Below are 14,490 nucleotides of genomic sequence, written 5' to 3' on the forward strand. Positions count from 1 at the left end.
TGAGGAGTACCCCAACCATGGCCGTCGTGACCATGCGTCAGCTGCTGGAGAGCGGTGTCCACTTCGGGCACCAGACCCGGCGCTGGAACCCGAAGATGAAGCGCTTCATCATGACCGAGCGCAACGGCATCTACATCATCGACCTGCGCCAGACCCTCGAGTACATCGAGAAGGCGTACGAGTTCGTGCGTGGGACCGTGGCCGAGGGTGGCAGCATCCTGTTCGTCGGCACCAAGAAGCAGGCCCAGGAGGCGATTGCCGAGCAGGCGACCCGGGTCGGCCAGCCGTACGTCAACCACCGCTGGCTCGGTGGCATGCTGACCAACTTCCAGACCGTGTACAAGCGGCTCCAGCGGATGAAGGAGCTGGAGGGCCTGGGTGACCTCAGCGGCACCGCCGCCGGTTACACCAAGAAGGAGACCCTGCAGCTCTCCCGCGAGAAGATCAAGCTGACCCGCACCCTCGGTGGCCTGCGGGACATGCAGAAGCTTCCCGCCGCGGTGTGGATCGTCGACACCAAGAAGGAGCACATCGCCGTCGACGAGGCCCGCAAGCTGGGCATCCCGGTGATCGCGGTGCTGGACACCAACTGTGACCCGGACGAGGTCGACTTCCCGATCCCGGGTAACGACGACGCGATCCGCTCGGCCGAGCTGCTGACCAAGGTCGTCGCCGCCGCCGTCGCGGATGGCCTGATCGCGCGTTCCGGCCGTCGCCGGGGCAACGACGAGAAGCCCGAGGGTGTCGCGAGCGACGAGCCGCTGACCGAGTGGGAGCGCGAGCTGCTCGAGCCGAAGAAGGCCGACGAGTCGGCCGCCCCGGCCGAGCAGCCTGCCGCTGCCGCCACCGAGCAGCCGGCCACCCCGGAGCAGCCGGCGCAGGCCGCCACCGAGCAGCCGGCGGCCGCCACCGCGGAGTGATCGCACCGTCGCTGCCCCGCCGTCCGTTTTCGCGGACGGCGGGCAGCGACGGTACGCCGGGCACGATCCGCCCGGATCCGGGTAACCGGCACCTCTGACCATCCACACGCCGTCTCAACACCGAAGAGAGAGCCATGTCCCAAATCACCGCCGCGGACGTCAAGAAGCTCCGCGACCTCACCGGCGCCGGCATGATGGACAGCAAGAAGGCGCTGACCGAGGCCGAGGGCGACTTCGACAAGGCCGTCGAGATCCTGCGCGTCAAGGGCGCCAAGGATGTCGGCAAGCGGGCCGGCCGTACGGCCGCGAACGGCCTGGTCGCCCACTCCGGCAAGGCGCTGCTCGAGCTCAACTGCGAGACCGACTTCGTCGCCAAGACCGAGTCGTTCATCGCGCTGGGCCAGCAGCTGGTCGAGCACGGCGAGCGCGCCGGCGTGAACTCCGCCGAGGAGCTGCTCGCCACCGAGCTCGACGGCAAGGTCGTCGCGGACCTGATCCAGGAGCAGTCCGCCAAGATCGGCGAGAAGCTGGTGCTCAACCGGTTCGCCCGGGTTGAGGGCACCACCGCCGTCTACCTGCACCGCAAGGCCCAGGATCTGCCGCCGGCCGTTGGCGTGCTGGTGTCGTACACCGGCAAGACCGACGAGGCCGGCGACGCCGACGCCCGTGGTGTGGCCATGCAGATCGCCGCGATGCGGCCGAAGTACCTCACCCGGGACGAGGTTCCGGCCGAGGTCGTCGAGTCCGAGCGGCGCATCGCCGAGCAGACCGCCCGCGAGGAGAACAAGCCCGAGGCGGCTCTGCCGAAGATCATCGAAGGTCGGGTGAACTCCTTCTTCAAGGACTTCGTCCTGATCGAGCAGTCGTCCGTCTCTGACAACAAGAAGTCGGTGAAGCAGCTGCTGGCCGAGGCCGGCATCGAGGTCACCCGCTTCGTGCGGTTCGAGGTCGGCCAGGCCTGAGCCGCCACCGGGCGCCGCGCGCGCCCGTGGGCAGGAGACATCAACGAGGAGGCCGCCGGTGTACGTGACAGGCACCGCGGCCTCCTCGTCACATAGGGTCGGCAGCGGCAGGTTCGCGGTACGCGCCGCACGGGGCGTGCGCGTGGGGAAGGGCGGGGCGGATGACGCAGGTTGTGAGTGACCGGACGCTGGAGCTGGACGATCCGACGGCGCCGCCGCCGGGGCGTGCCCGCCGGGTGGTGCTGAAGCTCTCCGGTGAGGTCTTCGGCGGCGGCGCGATCGGCGTCGACCCGGACGTCGTCCAGGCCATCGCCCGGCAGATCGCCACCGTGGTCCGCCGCGGCGTGCAGGTCTCCGTGGTGGTCGGCGGCGGCAACTTCTTCCGCGGCGCGGAGCTGCAGAAGCGTGGGATGGACCGGGCCCGCGCCGACTACATGGGCATGCTCGGCACCGTGATGAACTGCCTCGCCCTCCAGGACTTCCTGGAGAAGGAGGGCATCGAGACCCGGGTGCAGAGCGCCATCACGATGGCCCAGGTCGCCGAGCCGTACATCCCGCTGCGGGCGATCCGGCACCTGGAGAAGGGCCGCGTGGTCATCTTCGGCGCCGGCGCCGGGATGCCGTACTTCTCCACCGACACGGTGGCCGCCCAGCGGGCGCTGGAGATCCGGGCCGACGTGGTGCTGATGAGCAAGAACGGCGTGGACGGTGTCTACACCGCCGACCCCCGGATCGACCCCACCGCCAGCAAGCTCGACTCGATCACCTTCTCCGAGGTGCTGCGCCGCAACCTGCGGGTGGCCGACGCGGCGGCGTTCAGCCTCTGCATGGAGAACGGCCTGCCGATGCTGGTCTTCGGCGCGCAGGGTGACGACACCATCATCCGCGCGGTGGGTGGCGACAAGATCGGCACCCTGATCACCGCCTGAGTCCCGCCGACGGCGACGACAGCAGCGGTCTGACGACTTTCAGCAGAGCCCACGACGAGCACAGAAGGAGGCGAGGAGACCGGTGATCGACGACACCCTCCTCGAGGCCGAGGAGAAGATGGAGCGTGCGGTTGAGCACGCCAAGGAGGAGTTCGGCGCCATCCGTACCGGTCGCGCCAACCCCGGGATGTTCTCCAAGGTCATCATCGACTACTACGGCACGCCCACGCCGCTGACGCAGATGGCGTCCATCGCGATCCCCGAGCCGCGGATGGCCATCATCAAGCCGTACGACAACTCGCAGATCAATGCGATGGAGAAGGCGATCCGCGACTCGGACCTCGGGGTGAACCCGAACAACGAGGGCACCCAGCTGCGCATCCTGCTCCCGCAGATGACCGAGGAGCGCCGCCGCGACATGATCAAGGTGGCTCGGCACAAGGGCGAGGAGGCCAAGGTGGCGATCCGCAACGTCCGCCGCCGTGGCAAGGAGGAGCTGGACCGGATCGTCAAGGACGGGGAGGCCGGCGAGGACGACGGCCGCCGCGCCGAGAAGGAACTCGACGACCTGACCCAGCGGTACGTGGCCAGCGTCGACGACCTGGTGAAGCACAAGGAAACCGAGCTGCTCGAGGTGTGAACCCTGCTCCGAGGCCCGTTCCCGACGTCGGGAACGGGCCTCGTGCCGTAGGTCAGCGGGGGATCCAGACGGGTCTGGTGCTCTCGGCGAACTGCTCGCCGGTGTCCCAGTCACGCAGCGAGAAGTGGGCGATGGCCCGGCCGGGCAGTCTCGTGCCGGCGCGCACCAGCGGACCACGCCAGGCGTGTCCGGTTCAGCACTCGGTCGCGCACCGGATGAGTCGGATCGACGGCTGCGGATCGCCCGCGGTCTGCCGTACCGAATGGGTGTGCGTCGCTGGCCGGCGGCCCTGGCGGCGAGGGGTGACGTCCGTTGGCGTGCCTCGTCCGCCGTGCCGGTCCGGCGTGTGCAGTAGGCTCGGCAGGATTCCCGGCCACCGGGTGGTGAACACCGGGGATCGACCGACCGTCGGGGCGGTCAATCGGAGGAACATCGCACGTGTAGGGGATGCTTGTGGTCTTGCGTCATGTGGTGGTTCTCGTGCCGCGTCGCGGTGCGTGATGTCCCACCCCGACCCCTACGGCAGCGAGCCTCGCGGCTGGGACCGGCCGGAGCGCCCGGTGGCGCTGCCCTGGCCGGACCAGGAGCTGGAGGCCGGCCAGTGGAGCCGCCGTCCGGCCGCCGGCCCTGAGCTGTACGCCGACCCGCACGCCCGGCCGTACGCCGACCCGCACCCCGCGGACCCGTACGACGAGCGTGGCCGCCCGGTCCGTCCGGACGACCGCTTCGACGACCGGGACCGGCACGATCGGTTCGACGACCGGGACCGGCACGTGGACGACCGCAACCAGCCCGACCGGTACGACGACCGGGGTCGCGCTGACCGGTACCTGGACCGACCGCCCGCCGCTGGCGACGGGCCGCCCCGGTACGACGGCCCGGACCGTGGGCGCTTCGACGAGCCGAGCCGCCTCGACGGCCCGCCCGCCCGCCTCGACGACCCGGGGTACCCGACCGAGCAGCTCGCGCCCGTCCGGGCCGAGGTGGTGCCGGACGAGGCTCCGACGACCGGTCGACGGCCGAAGGGGCGACGTCGGGCCAGCCTCGACCGACCGGCCACCCAGCAGGTGGGCACCGGGCGGGCCGGGCGCAACCTTCCTGCGGCGATCGGGGTCGGGCTCGGCCTCGGCGCGCTGATCGTGGTGCCGTTGGTCGTCTACCCGTTGGCGTTCCTGCCGGTGATCGCCGCCGCCGTCGCCGTCGGCAGCTGGGAGATGGCCCGCGCGGTCCGGCGCAGCGGCGCCCATCCGCCGCTGGTGCCGCTGATCGCCGGTGGCGTGTTGACCGTGGGCCTGGCCTGGTTCGCCGGTCCGGACGCGCTCAGCCTGGGGCTGCTGGTCACGGTGCTCGGCACCATGATCTGGCGGTTGGGGGACGGGCCGGCCGGCTTTCAGCGGGATCTCACCGCGGCCACCCTGATCGCCGTCTATGTGCCGTTCCTCGCCGGTTTCGCGGCGTTGCTGGCGGCGGCCCCGGACGACGGGCGTCTGCGCATCCTGGCCACCCTGATCGGGGTGGTCCTCTCCGACACTGGTGGGTACGCGGCCGGCGTCTCCTTCGGCCGTCACCCGATGGCCCCGTCGATCAGCCCGAAGAAGTCCTGGGAGGGCTTCGCCGGCTCGGTGACGGCGGCGGCCCTGGGCAGCGCGTTGCTGCTGTGGTTGATGTTCGAGGTGGCACCCTGGTGGGGTGCGCTGTTCGGGGTGGCCGTCTCCTGCGCGGCGGTCCTGGGCGACCTGGCCGAGTCGATGATCAAGCGGGATCTCGGCGTGAAGGACATGAGCAACCTGCTGCCCGGCCACGGCGGTCTGATGGACCGACTGGACTCGATCCTGTTCGCGGTGCCGACGGCCTACCTGCTGTTGGCGGTCCTCGTGCCGGTGGTGAGCTGAGGTATGAATCACGGCTACCTGGCCATCGGGCTCCGGCGGTCGCGGCCCGTTCGACACCTCCGGACCGGCAGCCGCCGCCGACGGCGTGACACACTGGACCAGCCATGACGAGCCTGCCCCTGATCCCCGCCATCTCGGTCGCCCCTGCCGCGCGCCGGGCCTCCATGCCCCCTCAGCACCTCGCTGACCTGGACCTGGCCGGTCGCCAGGCGTTGGTCACCGGGTTGGGGGAGCCGGCCTTCCGCGCCAAGCAGATCTCCAACCACTACTTCGGGCGGTTGGTGCGCGACCCGCAGGCGATGACCGATCTGCCCGCGGCGACCCGGGAGCGGCTGGCCGACCAGTTGCTGCCGACATTGCTCAACCCGGTGCGCGAGCTGGCCTGCGACGACGGCGCGACCCGCAAGGCGCTCTGGCGGCTGCACGACGGTGCGCTGGTGGAGAGCGTGCTGATGGGCTACCCGGACCGGGTGACCGTCTGCATCTCCAGCCAGGCGGGCTGCGGCATGGCCTGTCCGTTCTGCGCGACCGGCCAGGCCGGGCTGACCCGCAACCTGTCGACGGCGGAGATCGTCGACCAGGCGGTCTACATGGCCGGGGTGGCCGCCTCCGGCGTGGTCGCGGGCTCCCCGCCGAGGCTGTCGCGCGTCGTCTTCATGGGCATGGGCGAGCCGCTGGCCAACTACAACCGGGTGATCGCGGCGATTCGTCGGCTGGTCAGCCCGGCCCCGGAGGGGCTCGGCCTGTCCCAGCGGCACATCACCGTTTCCACGGTCGGCCTGGTTCCGGCCATCCACCGACTGGCCAGCGAAGACCTCTCAGTGACCCTTGCGCTGTCGTTGCACGCGCCCGATGATGATCTGCGCGACGAACTCGTGCCGGTAAACCAGCGCTGGAAGGTAGCCGAGGTGCTGGACGCAGCGTGGGACTACGCCGCCCGGACGGGCCGTCGCGTGTCGATCGAGTACGCGATGATCAAGGACGTGAACGACCAGCCGTGGCGAGCCGACCTGCTCGGGCGGCTGCTGGCCGGCAAATTGGCCCACGTGAACCTCATCCCGCTCAATCCGACGCCGGGCAGTCGCTGGGACGCGAGCCCGAAGCCGGTCGAGCGGGAGTTCGTCCGGCGGTTGCGCGACGCCGGGGTGTCCACCACAGTTCGGGACACCCGAGGTCGCGAGATCGACGGCGCGTGTGGCCAGCTCGCCGCCGCCGAGGACAACGACACCAACACCGACCGCGCCGGAGAGGCACCGGCGTGACCGGGCGTGGCGAACGAGACCAGGAGACATAGTGGCGAGTCAGGGTCAGCGTTTCCGGCGCAAGGCGCTCCGCCGGGGATACAAGGTCGACGAGGTGGATGCCTTCCTCGACCGGGTCGAGGCGACGCTCGACGGCCGACAGGTCGGTGCCCCGGTGGCCTCCCAGGAGGTTCATGACGTCGTCTTCCGGGTCCGCTTCAACGGCTATGACGAGTGGCAGGTCGACCTGCACCTGGATCGGGTCGAGCGGCAGCTGGCCGAGCTGGAGGAGCGCAACAGCGCCGGGCGCGGTGGCGACCCCCGGATGGGTGACCGGATGGGCCCACCGGACCGGATGGGTCCGCCGATGCGTGACGACCGGGGCATGGTTCCGCAGCCGATGCCGCCCCGGCCGATGCCCGCCCAGGCCGGCCCGCCCTACGGTCGCTACGACGAGCCGACCGGTGCCTTCGCCGGTGGGTACGACGCCCCCCGTGGCGGTGGTTACGACGCACCACGTGGCCCGGCTGGCCCCCCGATGGGTCCCGGTGGCCCGATAGGCCCCGGCCCGATGGGTGGCCACGGCATGCCGCAGCGCGGCCTGCCGGCCGGCCCCAGTGGATACGGCCCCCCGGACGACCAGCGCTCACCCGGTGGGTACGGCCCGGATGATCAGCGCGGCGGGTACGGCCCCGACGACCAGCGTGCGCCCGGTGGTTATCCGCCGCCGCCGGAGGAGCCGCGCTTCGACGGCTTCGAGGCTGGGCGGCACGGTCGCTCCGACATGACGGCCGAGATCCGGATGCCGGAGCGGGACCTGCGCGACATGCGCCGTGGTCCGGCCGGCCCGCCTCCGCTGCCGCAGCAGGGTATGGGTGGTCCGCCGATGGCCGGCCCGCCCGCTGTGGCCGGTCCGCCGATGGGTGGCCCGCAAATGGGTGGTCCCGCGATGGGTGGTCCGCCGATGGCCGGTCCGCCCGGCAGCGACCTGTACCGGGTCGACCAGATCCGCCGTAGTTTCCAGGTGCGCCGGTTCGGCAGCGGGTACGACCCGGACCAGGTGGACCGGTTCTTCGACACCCTGCTCGGTGGCATGCAGCGCCGCAACCCGATGCCGGTCGACCCGAAGGACCTGGACACGCTCCGGTTCGGCCTGGTGCCGGGTGGCTACTTCGAGGCCGAGGTCGACGCCGCGCTCAAGGACGTGCAGGACATCCTCTTCGGGCGCTGACCCCGACGCGTACGGACGAGGGCCCGTCCCCCGGGTGGGGGCGGGCCCTCGGCGTTCTCGGCCGGTCGTCCGGCGGTGGGTCGGGTCAGGAGCGCAGACCGTTGCGCCGCAGCACGATGTCGCCGATCACGATGATCAGCAGCAGCGCGGCCAGGCCGATCAGCCAGATGTCCTCGACCCTGCCCTCGTGGTTGCCGCAGATCATCGCCAGCAGCGCCAGTGCGGACAGCACGGCGCCGATCTGCCCGGCCTTGCGGTGCCCGGGCTTGTGCTGGTCTGGCGACGTTACCGGCTCGCTTCCTGCCACTGTCGGTCCTTCCCTCGCGATCGGATCTTTGGTTAGTCTGGCACGCCTCGTGCGCGGCGCGGTGGGGTGGGGGTTTCCTGGCCGTCGGCCCCTGCCCACCTGAGCTGGATGGCACTACCGGCGTCGCGGGGCGGCGGTCAGACTCGCTCCGGTAGCGTTTGGCGTACACCTGATTGTCTGTTTGAGGGGGACTGTGCGGTGCGAGTGACCGGAACCGGGCACGCCAGCATGCGGATCGACACGGCCGCGGGCAGCATCCTGTGCGACCCGTGGGTGAATCCGGCCTACTTCGCGTCGTGGTTTCCGTTCCCGGACAATTCACTGCTGGACTGGGAGAGCCTGGGGCAGGTCGACTACCTGTACGTCTCCCACCTGCACCGGGACCATTTCGACGCGAAGCACCTGCGTGACTTCGTCTCCAAGGACGCCACGGTCCTGCTCCCCGAGTTCCCCACCTCGGAGATGGAGGACGAGTTCCGGGCGCTGGGCTTCACCAAGTTCCTGAAGGCGCCCAACGAGCAGGTGGTGGAGCTGCCCGGCGGCTTGAAGATCATGATTCAGGCGTTGACCAGCCCGACCGACGGGCCGATCGGCGACTCCTCGCTCTGGGTCGAGTACGAGGGGGTGCGGCTGCTCAACCAGAACGACGCCCGCCCCACCGACCTGAGCGTCTTCGCCGAGCTGGGGCACGTGCACGCACACCTGCTCCAGTTCTCCGGCGCGATCTGGTACCCGATGGTCTACGAGCTGCCGCAGGCGGCGAAGACCGCGTTCGGCAAGCAGAAGCGTGACCGGCAGTTCGACCGGACCTGGCGGTACATCGACGACCTGAAGGCGTCGCACGTCTTCCCGATCGCCGGCCCGCCGTGTTTCCTCGACGACGCCCTGTGGCAGTTCAACGACATCCACGGCGACGAGGGCAACATCTTCCCCGACCAGTCCGTCTTCCTGTCGGAGTACGCCAAGGTCGGCGGCACCAACGGAATCGTGCTGCTGCCGGGCAGCGTCGCCGAGGTGACCACGGAGGGCGCGAGCACCACCCACCCGGTGCCGGTGGAGGAGTTCTTCGCGAACAAGGTCGCTCACCTGGAGGAGATGCGGGAGCGCAAGCGCCCGATCATCGAGGCGGAGAAGGCGTCCTGGCGGCACCCCGAGGTGGACGTGCTCGGCGAGATGAAGCGTCGGATCGAGCCGCTGCTCGACGAGTCGATCTACCTGGCCAAGGGGGTCGGCGGCCCGGTCCGTTTCGACCTGGTGGGGTATGACGGCGAGAGCGTCGAGTCGATCGTGGTGGACTTCCCGGGCAAGGAGATCCGGCCGTACGCGGACGAGAAGGTGCGCTACCGGTTCCGGACCGAGCGGTCGCTGATCGAGCACCTGCTCTTCATCGACGAGGTGGACTGGGTCAACTCGCTCTTCCTGTCCTGCCGGTTCTCGGCGGCCCGGATCGGCCAGTACAACGAGTTCGTCTACGCGTTCTTCAAGTGCCTCTCCGAGGAGCGGCTCCAGTACGCCGAGGGCTGGTACGACGAGCACGAGCGCAGCACCGACGCCGAGGACATCACGTTGGGCGACTGGGTGGTGCAGCGGCGCTGCCCGCACCTGAAGGCGGACCTGACCCGCTTCGGCATCGTCGACGGCGACCAGCTCACCTGCCAGCTGCACGGTTGGCGCTTCGACCTGCCCAGCGGTCGCTGTCTGACCAGCGTCGGCCACAAGGTGAGAGCCCACCGCGTGGACGCGGAGACCCCCGCCCCCGCTGGCGAGGCCACGATCTGACCCGCCTGGTTGATCATGAAGTTCTTGCCGCGACACGCCGCCGCGGCAGGCAATAACTTCATGATCAACGGGGTCTTGGGGTGGGGTCGGGGTCAGCGGCCCAGATCGGTGAGGATGCGACGGGCGGCGTTGTGGCCGGCCGCGCCGATGACGCTGCCGGCCGGGTGGCAGCCGGCGCTGCCGGCGTACACGCCGTCGATGCCGGTGGCGTAGGGCATCCGGTCGGTGAACGAGACGGTGTTGTCGACGTGGTGGATGTGCCCGCCGGTGATGCCGAAGTGCTCCTCGATGCCGGGCGGCGGCAGCGGCACCGCGTCGGCGATCAGGTCGGCGGTGCCGGGGGCGTACCGCTCGACGATCCCGACGAGCCGATCGACGTAGCCGGGCAGCTCCGCGTCCCAGGTGGTGCCGGCCAGCTCGTAGGGGACGGACTGGACGAAGAGCGCCGACGAGTGGTGCCCGGCCGCGTCGGAGAGCGACGGGTCGACGGTGGTGTGCAGGTACCACTCGATGGTGGGCTCCGCCGGCAGCAGCCCGGCCTGCACATCGGCCCACATCGCGCGCAACGCGGTCATCGGCGACGCCTCCGCCCCGCCGACCAGTGACGCCGACCCGGGCAGCAGGTGGATGGTCGAGCCGAACGGGCTCGGCGTGCCGTCTGGCAGGCAGGAGAACCGCGGTAGCCCGGTGAGCGCCAGGTTGAGCTTGAGCGTGGTGCCGGGCCGGCGGACCGCCGCCATCCGTTCGCCGAGCCGCGCCGGCAGCGCGCCGTCGGGCAACAGGTCCATCAACCGGTACGGGTCACACGCGCCGAGCACCACCCGGGCGGCGACCTCCCGACCGTCGGCCAGCACCACCCCGCTCGCCGCGCCGCCGTCCAGGGTCACCGCGCGCACCGGCGTACCGGTCAGGATCGTCGCTCCGGCGGCGCGCGCGGCCTCGGCGAACGTCCGGGAGACCGTGCCCATCCCGCCCTCGGCGATCATCCAGGTGCCGCCGGAGCCGGGCAGTCGGCACATGTTGTGTACGAGGAAGTTGTGGCCGGTGCCGGGGTCGTCCGGGCCGGCGTTGAGCCCGGACAGGCCGTCGGTGACCGCGTACATGCTGACCAGCAGCTCGGAGCGGAACTCGAACCGGGCCAGGTAGTCGGCGACGGAGCCCTGCACGAGGTCGACGAAGACCTGGCGCAGCGCTGGGCGGACGTGCCGCTCGGCGGTCTCCTGGACGTTCAGCGGCTCCGCCAGCCAGGCCGGGGCGAGGTCTTCCCGCAGCGCGGCCAGCTCGGCCTGCATGGCATCGTCGGCGGCCACGTCGGCGGGGGAGAAGAACTCGGCGAGCTGCGCCCGGGTGGCGGCCGTGTCACTGCCGAAGAGCAGGTACGGCGAGCCGAGGCCGCCCGGCGTGGGCAGGAAGTAGTGCGGGTCGCGGCGCAGCACCGGGATCCGTACGTCGAGCGTGGCGAGCAGTTCCGGCGGCATCAGCCCGAGCAGGTACGAACCGGTGGAGTGGCGCAGCCCCGGCACCTTCGGAAACGGGTTCTCGGTGCGGGTCGCCCCGCCGATCACGTCGGCGGCCTCCACCACGAGGACGTCCAGGCCGGCGCGGGCCAGCAGGACCGCGGAGACCAGACCGTTGTGTCCGGCACCGACGATCACGACGTCGGCGCGGGCTGGAATCTCACTGCTCATGCCGCGGCAGCCTAGTCCGCGCCAGGCTGCCCGGTCAGCCCAACGCCTGCCGACCCGTCACCGCTCGTTCACCGAGCAGTGGCTGCGGTCGATGCCCTGAGGGCCCTACCGTCGGTCGGACATCGAGCACTCCGGGAGGTTCACCGATGGACCGTCGTACCGTCCTGCGTTCCGCCGTCGCCGGCGCGGCCGCCTTCTCCGGCAGCCTCTGGGCCGGCGCGGCGATGGCCGCCCCCGCCCAGCCCGGCCCCGGCCCGTACGGGGATCTGCTGGCCGCCGACGCCAACGGCATCCAGTTGCCGGCCGGCTTCACCAGCAGGGTGATCGCCCGGTCCGGCCAACGGGTCGCCGCCACCTCGTACCTCTGGCACTGGGCTCCGGACGGCGGCGCGTGCTTCCCCGCCGGCGACGGCTGGATCTACGTGTCGAACTCCGAGGTCCCGATCGTCGGTGGCGCGTCGGCGGTTCGCTTCGCCGCGGATGGTTCGGTCGTCTCGGCGTACCGGATCCTCGGTGGCACGAACGTCAACTGCGCCGGTGGCGCCACCCCGTGGGGCACCTGGCTCTCCTGTGAGGAGGTGCCCCTCGGTCGGGTCTTCGAGACCTGGCCGGACGGTAGCCGGTCGGCCGAGGAGCGGACCCGGATGGGCCGGTTCACCCACGAGGCCGCAGCCTGCGATCCGGACCGCAAGGTGGTCTACCTGACCGAGGACGAGGAGGACGGCTGCTTCTACCGCTTTGTCCCGGACACCTGGGGCGATCTGCGCACCGGGCGGGTACAGGTGCTCTGCGCGCCGACCGACCAGGTCGCCGGGCCGGTCACCTGGCGGGACATCCCGGACCGGGACGGCTTCCCGATCCCCACCCGGTTCCAGGTGGGCGCGGCGAAGCACTTCGACGGTGGCGAGGGCTGCTGGTACGACCGGGGCACCTGCTGGTTCACCACGAAGGGCGACAACCGGGTCTGGGCGTACGACGCGGTCAACCAGCGTCTCGACCTGGCGTACGACGACTCGTTGGTGCCGGCCGGCGCCGCACCGCTGACCGGGGTGGACAACATCACCGGCACCGCCGCCGGTGACCTCTACGTGGCCGAGGACGGCGGCAACATGGAAATCAACGTGATCACGCCGGTCGGGGTGGTGGCGCCGATCGTGCGGATCCAGGGCCAGTCCTCGTCGGAGATCACCGGCCCGGCCTTCTCCCCGGACGGCTCCCGCCTGTACTTCTCGTCCCAGCGCGGCACCTCCGGCGCTTCCACCGGCGCCAACGGCATCACCTACGAGATCCAGGGCCCCTTCCGCCGCTAGGCCGTGTGCCGGTGATCAAGAGGTTTGCGTCACCAGACGCCCGTCCGATGACGCAAACCTCTTGATCAACCCGCCGGGGAAGTGCGGGGCGTGCGGGGGGTGCGGTTCGTGCGCCAGCGGGAGAGGGCCAGGGTGGCGGAGTAGCCGGCCAGGACGATCACGTGGAACAGGTAGAGCCAGAGGAGTACGGCCACCCCGGCGCCGATCTCGTCGAAGCCGCCGAAGGGCACTCCCAGATCCAGCGGGAGCGAGGCGAAGAGCACGAAGCCGTGCAGGAAGCCGGAGAGGTTCGCCGCGGTGAACGACCCGACCCCGAGGGTGGAGAGCCAGTCCGGTGCGGCAGGCCCGACGACCCGGAACACCCACACCAGCACCGGCGTGAGTACCAGCCAGACCGCCAGGAACGACAGCACCACCCCGAGCACGCCGAGCCAACCGCCCTGGCGTACGAGGCGGGTGGTGAGCGGGAGCGCCAGCAGGATCGACAGCAGCAGCGCGGGGGCCGGCGCGAGCAGTGGCAGCAGCAGGAGCCGGCCCCGCCAGCCGACCAGGTGCTCGTCGGAGCGGGGCGCGGCCACCGAGACGAACGCCCGGCGCAGGCCCTCGCCGTACAGCGAGGCGGGCAGCAGGGAGGCCAGCGCCAGCAGCGGGGTCAACTCCACCCCGGCCTCGACCAGCGTCTCCACCGCCCGGGGCGCGCCGATCGCGGTGGGCAGGGCCTCCACGGCGTACGAGGTGAGCCGGCGTACCCGGTCGGCCCCGGCCACCAGTGCGGTGAGCCAGATCGCCAGCAGGGCGACCGGCACCACGGCGATCGCCCCGTAGAAGGTGATGGCGGCGGCGTGCAGCGACAGGTCCCGTCCGCGCACCGGACGGAACGCGGCACTGGTGATCCGTTTCGCGCGCTGCCATCCGTTGCCCATCGGGTCCTCCTTCCCTGTCGTCGGGGCCGTCACTCCTTAAGATCGCCGGTCATGACTGTTCTCACCACCGAACGCCTGATCCTGCGCGATTGGACCGACGATCCGGCCGATCTGGCCCGGATCTACGACATCTACTCCCGCCCGGAGATCACCCGCTGGTTGGCGGTGTCGCCGGGCATGCCGATGACCGACCCGGCCCAGGCCGTCGAACGGCTGCGGATCGGGCAGGACCGGCACGCCGCCGATGGCGGCCGGTACGGCACCTGGGCGGTCGAGGTGCGCGAGACCGGCCAGGTGGTGGGCACGGCGCTGCTCAAGCCGCTGCCGGGGCAGGACGAGGCGGTGCGTACCTCGGACATCGAGACGGGCTGGCACCTGCACCCGGACTCGTGGGGTCACGGCTACGCCACCGAGGCCGCTCGGGCGCTCATCGCACGGGAGTTCGCCGCCGGCACCCGAGAGATCTACGCGGTGGTGTCACCGGGCAACGAGCCGTCGATGGCGGTCGCTCGGAGGTTGGGCATGATCCATGTGGGTCAGCGCACCGACTGGTACGGCGGAGAGCTGTTGGAGACCTTCGTCCTGACGGCACCAGATGCCTGATCGTTCTCGCATGCCCTGACGCAAGATCCGCGCAGCTCCGGGGAAGGTGTGGCCTCCAGTCGTCG

General features: G+C 70.9%; 13 protein-coding genes. 10 read left to right on the forward strand and 3 right to left on the reverse strand.

The annotated features are described in order from the left end of the window. Positions 1-17: 17 nt before the first annotated feature. From rpsB to AC5L30_RS19355, 7 genes are all read left to right on the forward strand, one after another. Complete coding sequence (gene rpsB / locus AC5L30_RS19325) at positions 18-920, forward strand: 30S ribosomal protein S2 (protein WP_357289459.1); 903 nt, start codon at positions 18-20, stop codon at positions 918-920. 134 nt (positions 921-1,054) lie between these two features. Further along, positions 1,055-1,882, forward strand: coding sequence for a translation elongation factor Ts (tsf, locus tag AC5L30_RS19330; RefSeq protein ID WP_112588474.1), 828 nt, complete (start codon positions 1,055-1,057; stop codon positions 1,880-1,882). 161 nt (positions 1,883-2,043) lie between these two features. Then, positions 2,044-2,811: a UMP kinase gene (pyrH, locus tag AC5L30_RS19335; protein ID WP_030335195.1), complete on the forward strand. Its 768-nt coding sequence runs from the start codon at positions 2,044-2,046 to the stop codon at positions 2,809-2,811. A gap of 82 nt (positions 2,812-2,893) precedes the next feature. Next, positions 2,894-3,451, forward strand: a complete 558-nt coding sequence (gene frr / locus AC5L30_RS19340; protein ID WP_494868878.1) for a ribosome recycling factor — start codon at positions 2,894-2,896, stop codon at positions 3,449-3,451. Between the two features lie 500 nt (positions 3,452-3,951). Further along, positions 3,952-5,343 (forward strand): phosphatidate cytidylyltransferase, encoded by a 1,392-nt coding sequence (locus AC5L30_RS19345; protein WP_494868880.1) that lies wholly within the window; start codon positions 3,952-3,954, stop codon positions 5,341-5,343. Positions 5,344-5,447: 104 nt separating this feature from the next. After that, positions 5,448-6,605 carry a dual-specificity RNA methyltransferase RlmN gene (gene rlmN / locus AC5L30_RS19350; protein ID WP_357754494.1) on the forward strand — a complete coding sequence of 386 codons (1,158 nt, stop codon included), beginning with the start codon at positions 5,448-5,450 and terminating at the stop codon, positions 6,603-6,605. A 31-nt stretch (positions 6,606-6,636) separates the two neighbouring features. After that, a complete protein-coding gene (locus AC5L30_RS19355) occupies positions 6,637-7,815 on the forward strand; it encodes a DivIVA domain-containing protein (protein WP_494868883.1) in 1,179 nt (392 codons plus the stop codon). Positions 7,816-7,900: 85 nt separating this feature from the next. Here the strand turns inward: AC5L30_RS19355 and AC5L30_RS19360 are convergent, their stop codons facing one another. After that, the gene (locus AC5L30_RS19360; RefSeq protein WP_130408195.1) at positions 7,901-8,122 is read right to left on the reverse strand and encodes a DUF2631 domain-containing protein; all 222 of its coding nucleotides are present in this window, start codon (positions 8,120-8,122) and stop codon (positions 7,901-7,903) included. A 198-nt stretch (positions 8,123-8,320) separates the two neighbouring features. Here AC5L30_RS19360 and AC5L30_RS19365 point away from each other — a divergent pair, with 198 nt between their 5' ends. Beyond that, the gene (locus AC5L30_RS19365; RefSeq protein WP_494868885.1) at positions 8,321-9,901 is read left to right on the forward strand and encodes a Rieske 2Fe-2S domain-containing protein; all 1,581 of its coding nucleotides are present in this window, start codon (positions 8,321-8,323) and stop codon (positions 9,899-9,901) included. Positions 9,902-9,993: 92 nt separating this feature from the next. Here AC5L30_RS19365 and AC5L30_RS19370 read toward each other — a convergent pair whose 3' ends face one another. Continuing rightward, the gene (locus AC5L30_RS19370) at positions 9,994-11,589 is read right to left on the reverse strand and encodes a phytoene desaturase family protein (protein ID WP_494868886.1); all 1,596 of its coding nucleotides are present in this window, start codon (positions 11,587-11,589) and stop codon (positions 9,994-9,996) included. Positions 11,590-11,735: 146 nt separating this feature from the next. Between AC5L30_RS19370 and AC5L30_RS19375 the strand changes: the two genes are divergently transcribed. Further along, the gene (locus tag AC5L30_RS19375; RefSeq protein WP_494868888.1) at positions 11,736-12,899 is read left to right on the forward strand and encodes an alkaline phosphatase PhoX; all 1,164 of its coding nucleotides are present in this window, start codon (positions 11,736-11,738) and stop codon (positions 12,897-12,899) included. A gap of 65 nt (positions 12,900-12,964) precedes the next feature. Here the strand turns inward: AC5L30_RS19375 and AC5L30_RS19380 are convergent, their stop codons facing one another. Beyond that, positions 12,965-13,822, reverse strand: coding sequence for a YhjD/YihY/BrkB family envelope integrity protein (locus AC5L30_RS19380; protein WP_494868890.1), 858 nt, complete (start codon positions 13,820-13,822; stop codon positions 12,965-12,967). A 51-nt stretch (positions 13,823-13,873) separates the two neighbouring features. Between AC5L30_RS19380 and AC5L30_RS19385 the strand changes: the two genes are divergently transcribed. Continuing rightward, positions 13,874-14,425: a GNAT family N-acetyltransferase gene (locus AC5L30_RS19385; RefSeq protein WP_494868892.1), complete on the forward strand. Its 552-nt coding sequence runs from the start codon at positions 13,874-13,876 to the stop codon at positions 14,423-14,425. The last annotated feature ends 65 nt before the right edge of the window (positions 14,426-14,490 follow it).

Source organism: Micromonospora sp. BQ32, assembly GCF_059358895.1.